Source organism: Microbacterium sp. MDV22-iso44, from assembly GCF_058629135.1.
Window position 1 is genome coordinate 683,050 of sequence record NZ_JBZVWS010000002.1, and the last position, 18,857, is coordinate 701,906.

The following is an 18,857-nucleotide window of genomic DNA, read 5'->3' on the forward strand; positions in this document are numbered from 1 at the left end:
GAGCGCGGCGTCTGCGCGGTCAGTTCGAGGCGCCCCGACCCGTCGCCTGCTGCAGGCGGTCGATGTGCTCGGACGCCTCGGCCTTCGTGATGTTCGCGGGGATCTCCTCGCCGGCCTCGCGCGCGAGGGTGTCGAGGTAGCTGCGCTGCGCGCCCGTCATCGGCTCATCGCCGGTGACCCACTGCTCCGGGTCCTTCACCGCCGTGTCGCCGCTCGGGCCGCCCAGCATCTCGGGCGCATCGGTGTCGGGTGCGGAATCGTTCTCGGGGACGTTGCTCTGATCGGTCATGCCAGGACCGTACGCGCGGCACCCGACATCGCGCGGGGGCTTGCGTTCGCCCCGATCAGTCCTCCTCGGCCTGCGGCTGCAGGACGAGGAATCGCGCACCGTAGGCCGGCAGCGACACCGAGAAGCTCTGCAGGTCGTCGACGCGGCCGACGACCTCGCCCTGAGCGGCGTCGAGGACGTCGCTCTGCGGAGTGAGGTGCTCGGAGCGCACCGTGCCCTCGATCGGCTCGGCCGAGAAGTTCAGGACGGTGACCTGGAGCGGCGCGTCGACCTCCGGCATCCCCTCGTCGAGGCGGTGGACGAGCACGAGCATGCCGGCATGGGCGACCTCGGGGATGTCGACCGCCGACGCCGTCGCGATCCCGTACTCGCGGCGGAGGTCGAGGATCGCCGACAGCCTCGAGGCGAACGACTCGGGGTCGTCGAGCTGGGCGGGGAGCGGGCCGTACAGGGCGCGGCCGCGCGGCATGCCCGAGATCGAACGCGTGGCGGCGGGATCGACGTCGAGCAGGTCGTGCGCGCCGCGCTCGATCCAGCGCGTGTCGCCGACGCGGATGAGGTCGGCCACCTCGTCGCCGGGGAGCGTCAGCATGCCGACGAGGTCCCACCCCGAGAGGGCGAACACCCCCGGCTGCCAGGCGTTGTAGGCGCACAGCAGCAGGTGCGCGTCGCGGATCGTCGGGATCTCGGCGTCGGTGATGTCGTCGAGGGTCGGGATGCCGCGGGTCGCCGCGATGAGCGAGGTCGTCGTGCAGGCGATGCCGTTCTGCGTGAAGACGCGGTTGTAGTCACCGGCATCCACCAGCTTCTCGGTCAGCTCCGCGCGGACGACCTCGGCGAGCTCAGCACCCGTGATGGTGTCACCGCGGAAGCCGTACTCCTCGTCGGCGTGCCGGGTCGCCCAGTGGACGAGCTCGTAGGTGAGCTCGTCGTGGTTCTGCAGACCGTGCACGAGCTGTACCGGCGCGACCCCGAGCGCGAGCGACGACGTGAGCGCGAGACGCAGGAACTCGGTCTGTCCAGTGGCGAGGGCGTGGTGGTAGCCGGGGCGCCCGATGAAGTCGTACGACAGGTCGGCGCCGACGGCACCGGTGTCGCGGATGTCCTCCATCGTGAGGTTCAGCTCCTGGAACGTGAACCCGCCGACCTTGCGCACCATCCCGGCGATGATGTGGTTGGCCGCGTGCGAGAGCGGATGCCCCTCCGACCACGCCGGCAGGCCCTCGGCGCTCTTCTCCACCCCGAGGAAGCCGTTCGCGTCGAGGCGCAGCGCGCTCGTGCCGAGCTCGCCGAGCGAGTGCAGCGCGTCGCCGATGACGAGGCGCATGCCCGCGAACGTCGGGTCGAGCCAGTTGATCGAGGGCTGGCCCTGCTTGAAGTAGTGCAGGTACACCCAGCGGCGGGTCACGCCGTCGGGGCCGATCGACGGCGCCGTCGCGCTCCAGTTCGTCTCCTTCACGCCCGGCGTGTAGAAGATGACGCGCTGCAGGGCGCCGATGATGTAGCCGTGCTCAGCGAGGGTGTGCTCGGTCGCCGGGTCGAGGTTGACACTGTCGTAGCCCTCGGGGACGTCGGGCAGCAGGTGCCAGTCCTCGGGCGGGATCGCCACCATGTGGTAGATCCCGGGGTAGTCCTTGAAGCCCATCTCGGCGAGGCGGAAGTCCGCTCCCTTGCCGGTGTGGCCGGGCACGATGTCGTCGATGATGCTGCCGCCGTGTGAATCGGCGACGTCGCACAGGGCGCGGAACTCGTCCTCCGTGCCGAAGGTCGCATCGATCGCGGTGCTGATGCGGTCGAAGTGACCGTCGACGCTGGGGGTCTCGCCCCACCCTTCGATGCCGCCGGCCCGCTTGACGGGGCCGGTGTGGACGGCGGTGATGCCGATGCGCTCGAACACCGACCACAGCTCCTCGTCGCCGAGGGCCGAGAGGAAGGACTGCCCCGGCCGCGTGATGAGCGAGATCGGGTACGCGGTGAACCACACGTCGCTGGTCGCGATGGCGCGACGGGCATCGGGACGCGCGTACGCGTTCCGCCACATCGTCGGCTGGCCCGACAGCTGACGGGCCAGGACGTCGGCATCCTTCAACATCGACTGCCGCACCAGCCACTCGACGTACGACGGGTTCGTGCCGTTCGCGGTGCGCGGGTCGGTGCGGATGCGGCGCACGCTGCTGCCGCGCAGATTGTCGCGCGGGCGCAGACGCCGCGGACGTGCCGGGTAGCGCTGCTCGTCGTAGCTGATCTCGGGCATCTCGAGGTCCCCGTCCTCGGCTGCGGCGAGCGCAGCGAGGTCGATGGGTCCGGTGTAGAGATCTTCGGGTCGATCGTCGTCACGCGCCATGGAGTCCACGCTACGAACTCCGCACGCCCGGCAGGAAGGGGTGGTGCCCAGATTCTCTAAGCGTTATGGGATGCCGCATTGCCACGCCATCGGATGCGCGTCAACCCGCGGCCCCGGGATGGATTCACGTGCATAGGCTGGAGACATCCCTACGGCCACATCGCCGCACGGGCGCGTATCGAAAGGACCATCACCCATGACCACGACCGCCCACGCCGCCGTCCTCCACGACCAGGACGCTCCGTTCACCTTCGAGGACGTCACCCTCGACGACATCCGCCCGAGCGAGATGCTCGTCAAGGTCGCCGCGACCGGCCTCTGCCACACCGACCTCGCGGTCCAGCACGGCGACATCCCCGCTCCCTTCCCCTACGTCCTCGGCCACGAGGGCGCCGGGATCGTCGAGCAGGTCGGCGACGCCGTCACCGGTTACGCCGTCGGCGACAAGGTGGCCGTCTCCTTCGCCTCGTGCGGCCACTGCGCCAAGTGCGTGAGCGGCCAGGAGGCCTACTGCCGCAACTTCATGGCCCTCAACTTCGCCGGTGCGCGCGAGGACGGGTCGTCGACGATCACCGCAGCCGACGGCTCGGCCGTCCACGGCTCGTTCTTCGGACAGTCGTCCTTCGCGAGCCACCTCATCGTCGAGGCTCGCAACGCCGTCAAGCTGCCCGAGGACGCCGACGTCGAGATCGCCGGCCCCCTCGGCTGCGGCGTCCAGACCGGTGCGGGCACAGTCCTGAACTCGCTCGACGTCCCCGCCGGCGCCTCGATCGTCGTCAGCGGGACGGGTGCCGTGGGCCTCTCGGCCATCATGGGCGCGAAGGTCGCCGGCGCGACGACGATCATCGCGGTCGACATCCTGCCCGAGCGTCTCGCCTTCGCAGAGAAGCTCGGCGCGACCCACACGGTCAACAGCGAGGACGAGGACGCGGTCGCCCGCATCCACGAGATCACCGGCGGCATCGGCGCGGACTACGCCGTCGACACGACCGCGGTACCGGCCGTCGTCGAGATGCTCGCCGCCGCGACCGCCTTCGGCGCGAAGATCGCCCTCGTCGGCGTTCCGAAGCCGGGTGTCACGATCCCGCTCGGCTCGATCTCGGGTGCGGGCAAGAGCTACATCGGCGCCATCGAGGGCGACGCCGTTCCGCAGACCTTCATCCCCGAGATGCTCGCCCTCCACGCCGCGGGCCGCTTCCCGTTCGACGAGCTCATCACCAAGTACGCGTTCGCCGACATCGAGCAGGCGATCGCCGACACGCAGTCCGGTAAGGCCGTCAAGGCCGTCCTCGTGATGCCCTGACACCCGTGTGCCTGCGTCGAGACGTCGCAGATGGTCGTTCTCCTCACCGAAAGGCGACCATCTGAGACGTCTCGACGCCGTTATGGGGGGGGTTACAAGCGGGGGTCGATCGGGTCGGACTCCAGGGCGAGGACGCCGAACACCGCCTCGTGCACGCGCCAGAGCGGCTCTCCGGCGGTGAAGCGGTGGAGCGACTCGATCCCCAGCGCGTACTCGCGGGCGGCGAGCGAGCGCTTGTGCCCGACGTTGCGGTCGCGCAGGCGCGAGAGATTCGCGGGGTCGGTGTAGTCGGGCCCGTAGATGATCCGCAGGTATTCACGGCCGCGCACCTTGATGCCCGGCTGCACGAGACCCTTCTCGGTGCGCGTGAGGTTGGCGAACGGCTTCACGACCATGCCCTCCCCGCCCGCGCCGGTCAGCTCCTCCCACCACGCGACCGCCGCGGTGACGGATGCCTCGTCCCCGAGATCGATCCGTCGTCGCCGCGTCGACGCCACGAGGTCGGGCGCGGCTTCGACGAGCCGGTCGGCCACCCCGAGGTGCCACCCGTGGTCGCGTGTCTCGAACGTGGCATCCCCTGCGGCCAGCACCTGGAACGGCGCGACGCGCGCGGTGGACTCGTCACCGACGTACCGGCGGTAGGCCGCACGGAATCCGCGCGCACCCTCGCCGCGTGCCCGGTTCCGCGAGGCGAGGGCGCTGACATCGATCCCGGATGCCGCGGCCCGGGCCAGCACGGCACCGGCGGCATCCGTCGCGGTCTCCGCCGCCGCGGCCACCGAGGCGTAGAGGTCGCGGATGAGGTCGCCGGCCTTGAGCGACCAAGGCAGGATCTCGGCGTCGAGGAGGATCCACGACGAGCCCAGCTCGTCCCAGAGGCCGGCGCGCTCGATCGCCGCGCCGAGACGCGCGAGCATGTCGGCCTCGATGTCGGGCGAGAAGAACGGGCGACCGGTCCGGGTGTGGATCGCGCCGCGCCATCCCTCGGGCGCCGAGAACCGCGCGGGATCGCGCGCAACGAGCACGAGGGCGCGCGAGCCCATGTGCTTCTCCTCGGCGATGAGATCGGTGACGCCGTTCGCCCGGTACGTCGCGAAGGCCTCGTCGGGGTGCTCGAGGTAGCCGTCGCGTGCCGACGTGTTCGGCGGCGACATCGTCGGCGGCAGGTGGATGAGCCAGCGCGGATCGGTCGCCCACCGGCTGATCGTCTCGAGACCTCCGGCGGACTGCTCCTCCTGGATGCCGACGCGGCCATGCAGGCTCGTCTGGACGATGAGCCTGCCCTGCACGTCGGCGAGGTCGAGCACACCGGGGGCGCGCACGGGGGCGGCGGGCGCGAGCGGACGGATCGGCTCGTACCAGACCTGCTCGGCCGGCACCGAGACGACCTCGCGCTCGGGGTAGCGCATCGCCGAGAGCGCCCCGCCGAAGACGCACCCGGTGTCGAGGCACGCGGTGTTGTTGACCCACTCCACCGTCGGCACCGGCGTGTGCCCGTAGAGGACGACGGCCTTACCGCGGTAATCCTGCGCCCAGGGGTGGCGCACGGGCAGCCCGTACTCGTCGGTCTCGCCGGTCGTCTCGCCGTACAGGGCGAACGCGCGCACCCGCCCGGACGCGCGCCCGTGGTACTGCTCCTTGAGGCCGGCGTGCGCGACGACGAGCCGCCCCTCGTCGAGGATCAGGTGCGACACGAGGCCGTAGCAGAACGCCTCCACCTGCTCACGGAACTCCGCGCTCTCGCCGGCCAGCTGCGCGAGCGTCTCCTCGAGACCGTGCGAGACGGTGACCTTCGCGCCGCGGAGCGCGCGCACGAGCTTGGCTTCGTGGTTTCCCGGCACGGCGAGCGCGCTCCCCGAGGCGACCATCCCCATCGCGAGGCGCAGCACGCCGACGACGTCGGGCCCGCGGTCGACGAGGTCGCCGACGAAGACGACGCGACGCCGCTCGGGATGCCGCGCGTCGACCGCCCGGCCCTGCTCGTCGCGCACGAGCTCGTAGCCGAGGCGCCCGAGCAGCGTCTCGAGCTCGCTGCGGCATCCGTGCACGTCGCCGATGACGTCGAACGGGCCGCGCTCGTCCGTGCGGTCGGTGAGAAGGCGCGTGCGTTCGATGGTGGCGTCCGCGACCTCAGCGGGGGTGCGGAGCACGTGCACCTTGCGGAAGCCCTCGCGCCCGAGGTGGCGGAGCCCACGGCGCAGCTGGTCGTTCTGCCGCTTCACGACGCCCGCGGGGATGTGGCGATCGGTGCGTGCCGCGTTGCGTTCGACCGAGACCGCCTCGGGCACGTCGAAGACGATCGCGACCGGCAGCACGTCGTGCGCCTTCGCGAGTTCGACGAGCTTGCGCCTCGCCTCGGGCTGCACGCTCGTCGCATCGACGACGGTGAGCAGGCCCGCGTCGAGACGCTTGCCGGCGACGTACTGCAGCGCGTCGAAGGCGGCGGCGGTCACCGACTGGTCGGACTCGTCGTTGCCGACCAGTCCGCGGAAGGCGTCGCTCGAGAGCGTCTCGTAAGCGCCGAAGTGCTCCCGCGCGAACGTCGACTTGCCCGATCCGGATGCCCCGACAAGGACGACGAGCGACAGGGCGGGGATGTCGAGGACCGTCATGCCGCGACCTCCTTCCGGAACAGGGCGAGCTGCGTGGGGGCGCCGTGGTCGGCATCCGCCTCACCGACGGGACGGTACGAAACGGTGTAGCCGTGACGGGCGGCGACCCCCTCGGTCCAGTCGCGGAACTCGTCGCGCGTCCACTCGAAGCGGTGGTCGTCGTGACGGAACGCGCCCGCGGGCAGGTCTGGGTAGAGGACGTTGTAGTCCGCGTTGGGCGTCGTGACGACGACCGCGTCGGGTGCGGCCGAGGCGAAGACGGCGTCCTCGAGCGCGCCGAGCCGCGACGGGTCGACGTGTTCGACGACCTCCATGAGCACCATCGCGTCGAAACCGCGCAGCCGCTCGTCGCGGTAGACGACCGAGCCGTGGAGCAGCTCGATGCGCTCTCGCTCGGCATCGGATGCCTCGGCGAGCCGCAGCATCCGTGCGGCCTGGTCGAGTGAGCGGGCAGAGACGTCGACGCCGACGATCTTGGTGAAGGAGCGGTCCTTCGCGAGGCGGGCGAGGAGCGCTCCGGGGCCGCAGCCCATGTCGACGACGCGGTGCGCGCCGACGTCCGCGAGCGCGGCGAGGACAGCGTCGGCGCGGTGCTGGCGGAGCGGTGTCGGGCGGTCCTCGCCCTCGGCGGGATCGGCGAGCAGCGCGCGCTGGTGCACGAGGTAGCGCCGCGTGATGAGGTCGCGCTCAGGATGGCCTGCGAGCCATCCCTCGCCGGCGCGCTCGAGCTTGCCGATCTCGTCGTCGCCGACCCAGTAGTGCTTCGCGTCGTCGAGGACGGGCAGCAGGACGTAGAGCTGGCGAAGCGCCTCGGCCAGTCGGACCTCGCCGGTCAGGACGACCGAGCTGTACCGCGAGTCGCCCCACTCGGGGTGGTCGCCGTCGAGCGCGATGCGGGTCTGTTCGACGGACCATCCGCACGGCTCGAACAGCCGACGCACGAGGTCGTCGTCGCCGCGGGCGGAGACCACGGGGATCTCGATCCGCAGCGGCAGAGCGGATGCCGCCAGCTCGGGGTACGAGTCGCTGCGACCGGTCATCGCGGTGCGGAACACCGTCCCGAGCGCAACGGCGAGCATGCTCGAGGCGACGTACGGGCGGTCGTTGACGTAATGGCCGAGAGCCCCGGCATCCCCCCGGAACCGCTTGTTTCGCACGAGCGCGATCGGATCGACCTCGAGCATGACCGCTACCGTGGTGCGCTCGGGGGTCGCCTCGGGATAGAAGACGTGGATGTCGCCGACCGGGGCCGAGAAGGTCTGCACCTTGGCGGGGTGCTTGTGCACCAGGAAGCCGAGCGCGGTCGCATCCTGACCGTCCGTCGGCGCATAGGTCACCGTCGCGAGCATCGTCGCCTCCCCCGTCGTGGCATCCGACTCACTCTAGGGCGGCGTGCCGGGTCTCGACCCGACGCGATATGCGCTGACCGTGCGCGGATGGATGCCGTTCGCGTCGGCTCGCCCTGGTCCCGGCCGGGAGCACGCCGCTAGGGTCGGGGCTATGACCGCCGTCACCGCGTCCGAGGCCCGTCCCGTCGCACGCCGTCGCTACCGACCGACCCGGTGGACCGTGCTCGTCGCCGGCGTGGTGGTCGTCCCGCTCGCGCTGATGCTCGTCTTCAACAGCTGGGGCCCACTGACGGAGGAGTCCGCCGTGCGCATGGCCTTCGCCCAGGTCGCGGGCCAGACCGTCGCGATCCTCAGCGCGCTCGCCTTCGTCGTCCTGACGATCCGCCGCGGCGTCGATTGGGCCGCCACTGCGGGTGCCCTTCTCGTCGCGGCGCTCGTCATCTCCTGGTCGGCCGCCGCGATCGATCGCGCGGCAGGCGACCTGGTCGATCGGATCGCCACCGTCCAGAGCGTGTCGCTGCTGGAAGGCTGACGTCCGCCGAGAGAAACAGAAAACCCCCGCATCAGCAGGGGTTTTCATGGCGGTGACGGTGGGATTTGAACCCACGGTAGGGGGTTACCCTACACAACTTTTCGAGAGTTGCACCTTCGGCCGCTCGGACACGTCACCGTCGTCCAGCTTACGACACGAGAGCGGATGCCGCGAACCGAGCCTCATCCTGCATCGCCGAAGCGTCGCGGATGGTCGTTCTCCGCCCGGAACGGCGACCATCTGCGACGTCTCGACGCACCGGCGGACGGGTAGCGTCGCGGTGTGATCACCACCGGAGTCGACCTCGCGGCGCAGCCGGCGCGGACGGCGGTCGCCGTCATCGACTGGCGCGATGGGGGCGCCGAACTCACGACGCTCCGCCTCGACAACACGGATGACGACATCGTCGGGTTCGCCGCCGGGTCGACGCACGTCGGCGTCGACTGCGCGTTCGGCTGGCCCGACGACTTCGTCGCCTACATCGCGGCGAACGCGCGGGGCGAGGCACCCGCCCCGGACCTCCGCGGCATCGAGGGACGTCGCCTGCTCGCCTACCGCGAGACCGACCGAGCCACCCACCGGATCACGGGGCGCCTCCCCCTCAGCGTCTCGACCGATCGCCTGGGACTCACCGCGATGCGGTGCGCCGACCTGCTCGCCGCATTTGCCGACGCCGGTGACGTCGTCGACCGGTCCGGCGCGACGGGACGACTCGTCGAGGTCTACCCCGCGGCATCCCTCCGCATCTGGGGTGTCGCGGTGTCCGGATACAAGACGGATGCCGCGGCCCGCCAGACGGCGACGGCCAACCTCCTCGCCGCAGCGCCGTGGCTCGCCGTCACCCCCCGCCAGCGCGCACTGATGGAATCCTCCGACGACGCGTTCGACGCCGTCGTCGCCGCACTCATCGCCCGCGCACACGCGCTGGGCGCAACGCACCCCGTCCCGCCCGCCGCGCACGACCGCGCCCGCCGGGAAGGATGGATCGCCCTCCCCTCCACTCCTCTCGATGGCCTCGACCCGACGCGACCTGCCGCTTCCCCGACCGAATGACGACCGTTCCCGTCGGCTCGAGCCCCCGCTGACCTCCTCCCCGGGCGTAACGTGAGCCTGTGAGCGCTCCGACGACATCCCCCCGGTTCGGGCTGATCGTCGCAATCGCAGCGCTCGCGTCGGCTGTCGCGTTCCTCGACGGCACGGTTGTGAACGTCGCTCTCCCCGCCATCCGGGACGAGCTGGGCGGCGGCTTGTCCACGCAGCAGTGGGCGGTGGATGCCTACCTCCTCACCCTGAGCTCGCTCATCCTCTTCGCGGGGTCGGTGAGCGACGCGTTCGGTCGCGTGCTCGTCCTCCGCATCGGCCTCATCGGCTTCGGGATCGCGTCGATCGGTGTGGGCCTCGCTCCCGACCCGGTCGTCCTCATCATCGCCCGCGCGCTGCAGGGCGCGGCGGGTGCGTTCCTCGTACCGAGTTCGCTCGCCCTCATCACGTCGCTGTTGAACGGCCAGGCGCAGGCGCGGGCGATCGGCCAGTGGACGGCGTGGACAACGGGCGCGAACCTCGCGGGACCCCTCATCGGCGGCCTGTTCGTCGACCTGCTGTCGTGGCGCTTCGCCTTCCTCGTCAACATCCTCCCGATCGCCGTGACCTTCGTCCTGCTGACGCGCCTCGGCGACGTCGACCGACGGCGCGACGACGCGCACATCGACCTCGTCAGCGCGGCCCTCTGCACACTCGGCCTCGGCGGCATCGTCTTCGCGCTCATCGAACAGCCGAACCTGGGGTGGGGGCATCCGGCGATCTGGATGCCGCTGACCGCCGGCATCCTGCTGTTCGCGGCGTTCCTGCTGCGTCAGCGCACCGTGCGCTCGCCCATCCTGCCGCTCGGGATCTTCCGCGTCCGGAACTTCTGGACCGGCAACCTGGCGACCTTCTTCATCTACGCGGCCCTCTCGCTCAACGGCTTCGTCGTCGGGGTCTACCTGCAGCAGGGCGCGGGGCTCAGTGCAACGCTCGCCGGACTGTCGAGCCTGCCGACGACGCTCGCCCTGATCGCGCTCAGCTCGGTCGTGGGCGGATGGGTGAACCGGTTCGGTCCGCGCCTGTTCATGACCGTCGGCCCTCTCGTGATGGCGGTGGGTGCGCTGATGCTCCTCGCCGTGCAGAAGGACTTCGATTACTGGACGCAGGTCCTGCCCGGCCTGATCGTCTTCGGCCTGGGGCTCGGCGTCACGGTGTCGCCGCTGACCTCGACGATCCTGGGCGCGATCGGCGGCGAGCGCTCCGGCATCGCCTCGGCAACGAACAACGCCGTCTCACGCATCGCCGGACTCGTCGTCATCGCGCTGCTCGCCGTCATCATCGGCGGATCGCTGGATCTCGACGGCTTCCACCGCGCCGCGGTGATCACCGCGATCCTCATGGTGGCGGGCGCGCTCGTCTCGTTCCTCGGGATCCGCCGGCCCGCGGCGGCGGACGCGCAGGCCATCTGATTTGCACGGCTGGATCCGGGCCGCCGGCATCCGTCGACTGCCACACTGACGGTATGAGCGTCATCGAGAACTCGAAACTGACCGTCGTCGGCGCGGGCGCCGTCGGATCGAGCGTCGCCTACGCCGCGCTCATCCGCGGATCGGCCCGACACGTCGCCCTTTACGACATCGCCGCCGAGAAGGTCGAGGCGGAGGTCCTCGACCTCGCCCACGGCGCGCAGTTCACCGGGTCGAGCGACATCTCCGGCGGGTCCGACGTCTCGGTCGCCGCGGGTTCCCACGTCGTCGTCATCACCGCCGGGGCGAAGCAGAACCCCGGGCAGACCCGCACCGAGCTCGCCGGGGTGAACGCCGGCATCCTGAAGCGGATGCTGCCCGAGCTGCTCGAGGTCGCCCCGAACGCCGTGTACGTCATCGTCACGAACCCGTGCGACGTGCTCACCGTCATCGGCCAGGAGGTCACGGCGCTGCCGCCCGAGCGGATCTTCGCGTCGGGCACCGTGCTCGACACGTCGCGCCTGCGGTGGAAGCTCGCGCAGCGCGCAGGGGTGTCGACCTCGAGCGTCCACGCGTACATCGTCGGCGAGCACGGCGACACCGAGTTCCCGCACTGGTCGCGCGCGACGATCGGCACCGTCCCGATCCTGGACTGGCAGCCACTGAACGGCCAGCCGCCCTTCACAGTCGAGGAGCTCGACCGCATCGCCGTCGATGTGCGGGACGCCGCCTACACGGTCATCCGCGGCAAGGGAGCGACGAACTACGCGATCGGCCTGTCGAGCGCACGCATCGTCGAGGCGATCCTCGGCGACCAGCACGCCGTCATGCCCGTGTCGACCGTCCTGAGCGACTTCCAGGGCGTCGACGGTGTCGCACTCTCGGTTCCCTCCGTCGTCAGCAGCGCGGGAGCCCGCCCGATCCTCGAGACCTCGTTCTCGGACGACGAGCTGGCGCTCTTCCACCGCTCCGCCGACGCTCTGAAGGCGGTCGCCGCCTCGCTGCGCTGAGGTGCCCGCCGGCGATGTCGGATGCCGCGATTAGCCTGAGGACATGGCTTCACGACGACCCGCACCGACCGCGGCCTTCCGCTGCACCGAGTGCGGCTGGACGACCGCGAAATGGGTCGGCCGCTGTGGCGAGTGCCAGCAGTGGGGCACCGTCGTCGAAGCCGCCACGCAGACGGGGATCACGGCATCCGTCACTCCGATCGCCCCGAGGCGGAGCGCGCGTCGCATCACCGAGATCGACACGCGTGAGACGCCGCGCCGCTCGAGCGGCGTCGGGGAGTTCGACCGCGTCCTGGGCGGCGGCATCGTCCCCGGCGCGGCGATCCTGCTCTCCGGCGAGCCGGGGGTCGGCAAATCGACCCTCCTGCTCGAGGTCGCCGCGCAGAGCGCGCGCGCCGGGCGGCGCGTCCTCTACGTCAGCGCCGAGGAGTCCCTCGGCCAGGTGCGCCTGCGCGCCGAACGCACCGGCGCGCTGCACGACGAGCTCTACCTCGCCAGCGAGACCGACCTGGCCACGACGCTCGGGCACATCGACGACGTGCGACCAGACCTGCTGATCGTCGACTCGGTGCAGACCGTCTCGTCAGGGCTCATCGACGGGGCGGCAGGGCAGCCGAGTCAGGTGCGGGAGGTGGCATCCACCCTCATCCGCGTCGCGAAAGAGCGCGACCTGCCGGTCGTGATCGTCGGACACGTCACGAAGGACGGTCAGGTCGCGGGGCCGCGCATCCTCGAACACCTCGTCGACGTCGTCTGCCACTTCGAAGGCGACCGGCAGACGTCGCTGCGCTTCGTGCGGGCGCTCAAGAACCGTTTCGGCGCCACCGACGAGGTCGGCTGCTTCGACATGGCCGGCGACGGCATCGCCGAGGTCCCCGATCCCAGCGCACTCTTCCTCAGCACGCGTCCCAGCGAGCCCGGCACGTGCGTGACCGTGGCCCTCGAGGGTCGTCGTGCGCTGCCCGTCGAGGTGCAGGCCCTGACTCTCCACACGTCGGCTCCGAACCCGCGCCGGATCGTGAGCGGTGTCGACGGCGCCCGTGTCGCGATGGTGCTCGCCGTGCTCGAGAAGCGCGCCGGCATCAAGCTGTCGGACCAGGACGTCTACGTCTCCACGGTCGGCGGGGTGCGTCTCACCGAACCGGCCGCGGACCTGGCCATCGCCCTCGCCATCGCGAGCGCCGCAGCCGAGCGGCCGAACCCCGCGAAGCTCGCGGCGATCGGCGAACTGAGCCTGTCGGGCGAGATCCGCCGCGTCACCCAGCACGACCAGCGACGGTCCGAGGCGGCACGACTGGGGTACAAAGCGGTCATCGACGCGAGCGCCGGCACGCTCCGGGACGCCCTCAATCAGCGAGCACGGCACCACGCACCGACGCGGGACGACCGGCCCGACTTCTGAGGCGGGTCGGGCTTCTGAGCCAGGTCGGGCTTCCGAGGCGGATCAGGCGTCGAGCGCCGCGATCAGGTCGGCCGGCGACGCCTGCATCGCGTGCGGACCGGCGATGTCGAAGAACACGGTCGTGATCTCGTCACCGTATGTGCCGAGGAACGCCCGCAGCCACGCCGGAGACTGCAGCCCGACACCGGGCGGCAGCGATGCGGGCTTGTTCGCGGCATCGCTGAACAGGAGGAGCGCGACGTCGCCGGTGGCCGGATCGCGGTACGTCCAGACCTCACCCGAATCACGGGGGTCGTCGCGGGCGCCGGGGCGCAGCAGCGGCACGACCGTCGGTCCGTGTCGAAGGGCGAACGCGAGGGCAGCCATGTCCTGCGTCTGGAGCGCGTCCGCGAGTGCGGTGTTGCGGAACTCGAGCGGCTTCTTCTCGCGCTTCTTCCCGGCCATCCCCTCAGCCTAAGCGGGATGCCGCGCGTCGCCGATCCGCGCATCGTGGACACCGGCGAGCATAAAAAGAAGGGGGCCCTCTCGAACTCCCCATTGGGGACTGGAGAAGTCGAGAGGGCCCATCGCTCGCCGGCGACCCGGGGGATCCGACGTCCCGCCTGGGGGGGGTAGCGGGACTCCGCTGCTGGGGACCAGTGGAGGAGAGCCGCCGTGAGCTGAACCCCAGGGTACGCACACTCGAGCGCCGCGGGACAGCCCATGTCTCATGAGAAATTTCTCAGAAAAAGCTGTGCCGGATCCCCTGCTCAGCGGAGGGTGAACGAGGCCGGCTCGGCGGAGCCGATCCCCCCGATCGTCACGGCCAGGTTGTACCAGCCGGGCAGGGCCTTCTGCCGGTCGCCGTCGCAGGTGTCGACGGCCGATCGTGTGCGGTCCCAGACGATGGGAGCCGAGCTCTTCACGGTCTTGCCCGCGTCGAGCTGCACGATCTGATCACTCGGCTCGGTCTGGCAGTCCGTCGATCGCCACCAGGTATCGGTGCCGCTGGTGATCTCGAACGTCTGAGCGGCCGTCCCCACGTTGATGAGACAGGGCTGGTCCGTGTCGTTGACGAGCGTGATCGAGAGCTTCGGCAGCTCACCCGTGCCGTAGGACGTCTTGTCGGTGGTGGCGGTGACCGTCACATCGCCGGTCGTGCAGGCGGGCACGTCACTCGCACTCCCGCCGTCGTCGTCACCGGGCGCACCGGTGTCGCCGTCCGCCGACGAGGTGACGCGCGGGCTCGGCGTGCCCGACGGCACGGGGGTGATACCCGTCGCCGTCGGCAGCGGCGCGTCGGACGACGCGGTCGGGCCGGCGGATGCCGCCCCTGCGCCGGAGGGCCGCGATGCGGCATCCGTCATCGCCCGCCAGGGCTGACCCACGACGAGCGCGACGATGCCGCCGACGATGAGCACGGCGAGCAGCAGCACGGCGAGCCGACGTCGTCGGTACACGGCCGGCGACGGCCGACGACGAGGGGTCTGGCTGCTCACGCGTCCCAGGGTAAGCGCGGCCTCGGCGGTGGACCGTCCGGCGCGCCTACAACTGCTTGAGCATGCGGGTGTTGCCCAGGGTGTTGGGCTTCACGTGCGCGAGGTCGAGGAACTCGGCGACGCCCTCGTCGGCGCTGCGGAGCAGCTGCGAATAGACATCGGGGTCGACGACCTGTTCGCCGATCTCCGCGAACCCGCGGCGTGAGAAGAAGGGCACCTCGAAGGTGAGGCAGAACAGCCGGCTGAGACCGAGCGCCCGCGCGTTCTCCTCGAGCAGGTCGACGACGGCCCCGCCGACCCCGCGGTGCAGCCAGTCGTCGGCCACGATGAGCGTGCGGATCTCGCCGAGGTCCTCCCACATCACGTGGAGGGCGCCGCATCCCACGAGACGGTCGCCTGCCTCGGCGACGACGAACTCCTGGACGGTCTCGTAGAGGGTGACGCGCTCCTTGCCGAGCAGGATGCGCCGCTGAACCCACGGCTCGAGGAGCTCTTGGATGCGGGGGACGTCGGATGTCCGCGCGGGGCGGACGGCGAAGGTGGAGTCCGGTCCCGTCATGCGTCCCACTGTATTCGCGTGCGACCGGTCGCACGCGCGGATCGACCGGTCGCGTGCCCCTACGCTTGACCCAGGAAGGTGACCCCGTGAGTGTGCTCCGTGACTATGCCGCGGCCGTGTCGCAACCGACGCTGTCGCTCGCGTCGACAGCGCCACGCTACGACGAGGTCGTCGACGGCGACGGCGCACTGCGTCCCGCCTGGCAGGGGCTCGCCTCGCTCGCCCTGGGCCTCACCCGCGAAGAGCTCGAACGCGTCGACGGAGAGATCTCGCGGTTCCTCGCCGACGACGGCGTCTCGTACGCACGTGCGGGAGACGACCTGCGACCGTGGCAACTCGACCCGATGCCCTTCGTCCTGGATGCCGCGGGCTGGGCACGCCTCGACGTCGGCCTCGCGCAGCGCGCCGAGCTGCTGAACGCCCTCCTCGCCGACCTCTACGGACCGCAGGTCGTGCTGCACGAGCGGATCGTGCCGGCCGCGGTCATCCTCGGTCACGCCGGGTTCCTCCGCGCGATGGCGCGCGCCGGCGACGAGAACCCGCCGCCCGACCTGCTGCTCTCGGCGACCGACCTCGGTCGCGACGCCGCCGGCGACTGGCACGTGCTCGCCGACCGCGTGCAGGCGCCGTCGGGCCTCGGGTACGCCGCCGAGAACCGGCGCGTCATCTCGCAGGTGCTGCCCGACCTGCTCGACGAGGGCACCCTGCACCGCATGGACCCTTACTTCGCCGCCCTCCGTGCCGCGCTCATCGCTGCGGCCCCCGAGGGGGCGAGCAGTCCCCGGATCGTCGTCCTCTCCCCCGGCCCGCTGTCCGAGACCGCGTTCGATCAGGCCTTCCTCGCCAACGCGCTCGGCTTCCCTCTCGTACAGGGCAGCGACCTCGTCGTCCGTGACGGCGCAGTGTGGATGAAGCCCGCCGGCTGGCCGCAGCGCGCCCCGCGCGAGCGCGTCGACGTCATCCTCCGACGGGTGGATGCCGAGTGGTGCGATCCGCTCGAACTCCGCTCGGGATCGCGGCTCGGCGTCGCGGGCCTCGCCGAGGCGGTGCGCCGCGGGCACGTGCGCGTCGTCAACGGACTCGGCGCCGGGGTGCTCGAGAACCCCGCGCTCCTCCCCTACCTGCCCGCCGTCTGCGAACGGCTCCTCGGCGAGCAGCTGCGTCTGCCGTCCGTCCCCGCCTGGTGGCTCGGCGACCCCGACGCCCGTGCCGACGCCCTCCCGCGCCTGATCGCCGGCGACCCGACGCTCGAACTGCGCCACATCGACGACCCCCGTGGCCGCCTCGACGCGGCCGATCCCGAGCTGCGCGCCCGCCTGGTGCGCGAGCCGCACCGGTTCGCCGCGGTCGAGCAGCTGGCCCTGTCGCAGGTCCCGGTGTGGGATGCCCGGGGCGCGGCATCCGCTCTGCCCGTCACCCTGCGGGGTTTCGCGATCCGCTTCGGGTCGACGTACCGTCCGCTCGTGGGCGGCCTGGCGACGGTGCGGACCGCACCCGAGTCGGCCCCCGTCACGAAGGACGTGTGGGTGTTGAAGTCGGACGAGGCGGAAGCCGACCAGGGGATCGTCGACGTGGCATCCCTGCCGACGACCAGAAGCGACCCGACCCTCGCGCCGCGCGCACTGTCGGACCTGTTCTGGACGGGCCGCTACGCCGAGCGCGCCGAGGACCTCCTGCGTCTCGTGATCTCGACTCAGGCGGCGCTCGACCAGCCCGGCGCCCACCGGGCTGGCCAGGCGGGCGAGAGCGTGCGGGTGCTGCTCGCAGCGATACACACCCTCGCCGGCACGCGGGCGAGCGAACCAGAGGCGGAGTTCCGGTCGCTGTTGCTGGATGCCGCGCGTCCCGGATCGGCGGCGCACTCGATCGCGCGCCTCCGCGACGCCATGGAGGGGGTGCGCGATCAGCTCTCGGGCGACACGTGGCGCGTCTTCTCGAACATCGAACGTGCGGTGCGCGCGCTCCGGACCGCGCCGCATCCGCACCGGACGGCGGAATCCGCGGGACGGATGCTCGCCTCGATGCTGTCTCTCTACGGCGTGACGGCCAACATGATCCGCGACCCCGGCTGGCACATGATGGAGGCCGGTCGCTACCTGGAGCGCGGCCTGCAACTGACGACCCTGCTGTCGTCGGCGTTGTCGGCCAGTCGCAGTCCGCGAACCGACCGCGAAGTGCTCGAATCGCTGCTGCTGACGGCCGAGAGCGTCGTGACGCACCGCCGCCGCTACCGCGGTGCGATGCGAGCGGCCGATGTCGCCGAGCTGCTGCTGCTCGACCGCGGCAACCCTCGTTCGCTCGCGTTCTCGCTGCAGACCCTGCGCGGCCACCTGGCGGCCATGCCCGCCTCGACCGGCTCGTCGCGTGCGGAGCGTCTGCTCGACCAGCTCGAGACCGAGCTCGCCGAGATCGAGGTGCTCGAGATGACGGCGGTCGTCGGGGGACGCCGCGAGCGGCTCGTCGACGGGCTCGAGGGCGTCCGCGCTCAGCTGGAGCAGCTCTCGGACGCGATCGGCGACCTGCACTTCGAGGCCGGCCCGCCGGCGGTGTCGATGACCGAGCTGTCGCTCGTCGAGCTGATGGGTGCGCGCGCATGACCCGGTACCGCGTGCGGCATCGCACGGCGTACACCTACAGCGACGCCGTGCAGGACAGCATCGGCCAGTTCCACCTGCGCCCGCGCGACCTGCCGTGGCAGCGGATCGCCGGTTCCGAGGTGACGGTCGACCCCCTCCCGGGCGACATCTCACCCCGCACCGACTGGTTCGGCAACTCGTCGACGTACTTCCACGTGACCGATCCGCACGAGGCGCTGACAATCGAGGCGTCGAGCGAGGTGACGGTCGCGGTGCCCGAGTACGACGCCGAGGCGCTCGCGCAGTCATGGGAGCTCGCGCGGCCGCTGCGGCATCCCGAACTCGACGGCGCCGTCGAGGCCACCGAGTATGCGCTCGAGTCCGCCCGGGTCGCGCACCACGAGGCAGCCCTCGCCTACGGGGCCGAGTCGCTGACACCGGGGAGGCCGATCGGTGAAGCCGCGACCGACCTGATGCAGCGGATCTTCCGCGACTTCGACTACGACAAGACCGCGACGACCGTGACGAGCACCGTGGGCGATGCGATGACGAAGCGGGCGGGCGTCTGCCAGGACTTCGCTCACGTCGCCCTCGCCTGCCTGCGCGGTCACGGCATCGCGGCGCGATACGTCTCGGGGTACCTCGCGACGCAGCCGCCGCCCGGCAGGGAGCGCGTCTTCGGGGCGGATGCCTCGCACGCGTGGCTCGCGGTGTGGCTGCCCGGCACCGACCAGTGGCTCGCGATCGACCCGACGAACAATCAGTGGGCGAACGATCGGTACGTCACCGTCGCGTGGGGCCGCGACTACGGCGACGTCTCACCGGTGACGGGCATCATCTTCACCGAGGCGAAGACCTCGACCCTGCGCGTGCAGGTCGACGTCGCACCGCTCGGCTAGCGCGCCGCGCGTTCG

At 71.1% G+C, this 18,857-nt stretch carries 15 protein-coding genes and 1 tRNA gene; 8 read left to right on the forward strand and 8 right to left on the reverse strand.

Annotation, left to right across the window (positions count from 1 at the left end):
- Positions 1-19 precede the first annotated feature (19 nt).
- Together AC4NN1_RS10060 and treS are read right to left on the reverse strand one after the other, a co-directional pair.
- Positions 20-289, reverse strand: coding sequence for a DUF3072 domain-containing protein (locus AC4NN1_RS10060; RefSeq protein ID WP_018185705.1), 270 nt, complete (start codon positions 287-289; stop codon positions 20-22).
- A gap of 55 nt (positions 290-344) precedes the next feature.
- Positions 345-2,633, reverse strand: a complete 2,289-nt coding sequence (gene treS / locus AC4NN1_RS10065; RefSeq protein WP_116228460.1) for a maltose alpha-D-glucosyltransferase — start codon at positions 2,631-2,633, stop codon at positions 345-347.
- A 196-nt stretch (positions 2,634-2,829) separates the two neighbouring features.
- Here treS and AC4NN1_RS10070 point away from each other — a divergent pair, with 196 nt between their 5' ends.
- Positions 2,830-3,936 carry an NAD(P)-dependent alcohol dehydrogenase gene (locus tag AC4NN1_RS10070; protein ID WP_491955188.1) on the forward strand — a complete coding sequence of 369 codons (1,107 nt, stop codon included), beginning with the start codon at positions 2,830-2,832 and terminating at the stop codon, positions 3,934-3,936.
- A 92-nt stretch (positions 3,937-4,028) separates the two neighbouring features.
- On the opposite strand, the gene AC4NN1_RS10075 is transcribed toward AC4NN1_RS10070, so the two are convergent.
- Positions 4,029-6,548 carry a polynucleotide kinase-phosphatase gene (locus AC4NN1_RS10075; protein WP_491955189.1) on the reverse strand — a complete coding sequence of 840 codons (2,520 nt, stop codon included), beginning with the start codon at positions 6,546-6,548 and terminating at the stop codon, positions 4,029-4,031.
- Positions 6,545-7,897, reverse strand: coding sequence for a 3' terminal RNA ribose 2'-O-methyltransferase Hen1 (locus tag AC4NN1_RS10080; protein WP_020097821.1), 1,353 nt, complete (start codon positions 7,895-7,897; stop codon positions 6,545-6,547). The genes AC4NN1_RS10075 and AC4NN1_RS10080 overlap by 4 nt, the downstream gene beginning before the upstream one ends.
- A 151-nt stretch (positions 7,898-8,048) precedes the next feature.
- Here AC4NN1_RS10080 and AC4NN1_RS10085 point away from each other — a divergent pair, with 151 nt between their 5' ends.
- Positions 8,049-8,429 (forward strand): hypothetical protein, encoded by a 381-nt coding sequence (locus AC4NN1_RS10085; protein WP_020097820.1) that lies wholly within the window; start codon positions 8,049-8,051, stop codon positions 8,427-8,429.
- A 47-nt stretch (positions 8,430-8,476) separates the two neighbouring features.
- Here the strand turns inward: AC4NN1_RS10085 and AC4NN1_RS10090 are convergent.
- A tRNA-Ser gene (locus tag AC4NN1_RS10090) sits at positions 8,477-8,567 on the reverse strand.
- 144 nt (positions 8,568-8,711) lie between these two features.
- On the opposite strand from AC4NN1_RS10090, the gene AC4NN1_RS10095 reads away from it, so the two are divergent.
- From AC4NN1_RS10095 to radA, 4 genes are read left to right on the forward strand one after another with little or no spacing between them, the layout of a single operon-like run.
- Entirely contained in the window at positions 8,712-9,482 is a 771-nt protein-coding gene (locus tag AC4NN1_RS10095; protein ID WP_491955190.1) for a DUF429 domain-containing protein, read from the forward strand.
- A gap of 59 nt (positions 9,483-9,541) precedes the next feature.
- A complete protein-coding gene (locus AC4NN1_RS10100) occupies positions 9,542-10,921 on the forward strand; it encodes an MFS transporter (protein ID WP_491955191.1) in 1,380 nt (459 codons plus the stop codon).
- Positions 10,922-10,974: 53 nt separating this feature from the next.
- Complete coding sequence (locus tag AC4NN1_RS10105) at positions 10,975-11,928, forward strand: L-lactate dehydrogenase (protein WP_491955192.1); 954 nt, start codon at positions 10,975-10,977, stop codon at positions 11,926-11,928.
- 43 nt (positions 11,929-11,971) lie between these two features.
- Positions 11,972-13,330, forward strand: coding sequence for a DNA repair protein RadA (radA, locus tag AC4NN1_RS10110; protein WP_491955193.1), 1,359 nt, complete (start codon positions 11,972-11,974; stop codon positions 13,328-13,330).
- 42 nt (positions 13,331-13,372) lie between these two features.
- Here radA and AC4NN1_RS10115 read toward each other — a convergent pair whose 3' ends face one another.
- From AC4NN1_RS10115 to AC4NN1_RS10125, 3 genes are all read right to left on the reverse strand, one after another.
- Positions 13,373-13,774, reverse strand: a complete 402-nt coding sequence (locus AC4NN1_RS10115; RefSeq protein ID WP_018185715.1) for a hypothetical protein — start codon at positions 13,772-13,774, stop codon at positions 13,373-13,375.
- Positions 13,775-14,079: 305 nt separating this feature from the next.
- The gene (locus AC4NN1_RS10120; protein ID WP_491955194.1) at positions 14,080-14,808 is read right to left on the reverse strand and encodes a hypothetical protein; all 729 of its coding nucleotides are present in this window, start codon (positions 14,806-14,808) and stop codon (positions 14,080-14,082) included.
- A gap of 46 nt (positions 14,809-14,854) precedes the next feature.
- A complete protein-coding gene (locus tag AC4NN1_RS10125; RefSeq protein WP_363456379.1) occupies positions 14,855-15,367 on the reverse strand; it encodes an amino-acid N-acetyltransferase in 513 nt (170 codons plus the stop codon).
- Positions 15,368-15,453: 86 nt separating this feature from the next.
- On the opposite strand from AC4NN1_RS10125, the gene AC4NN1_RS10130 reads away from it, so the two are divergent.
- Both AC4NN1_RS10130 and AC4NN1_RS10135 read left to right on the forward strand, forming a co-directional pair.
- On the forward strand, positions 15,454-17,964 hold the full coding sequence (locus AC4NN1_RS10130) for a circularly permuted type 2 ATP-grasp protein (RefSeq protein ID WP_491955195.1): 2,511 nt from the start codon (positions 15,454-15,456) through the stop codon (positions 17,962-17,964).
- On the forward strand, positions 17,961-18,842 hold the full coding sequence (locus tag AC4NN1_RS10135; protein ID WP_491955196.1) for a transglutaminase family protein: 882 nt from the start codon (positions 17,961-17,963) through the stop codon (positions 18,840-18,842). Before AC4NN1_RS10130 ends, AC4NN1_RS10135 begins: the two co-directional genes overlap by 4 nt.
- Positions 18,843-18,857 lie beyond the last annotated feature (15 nt).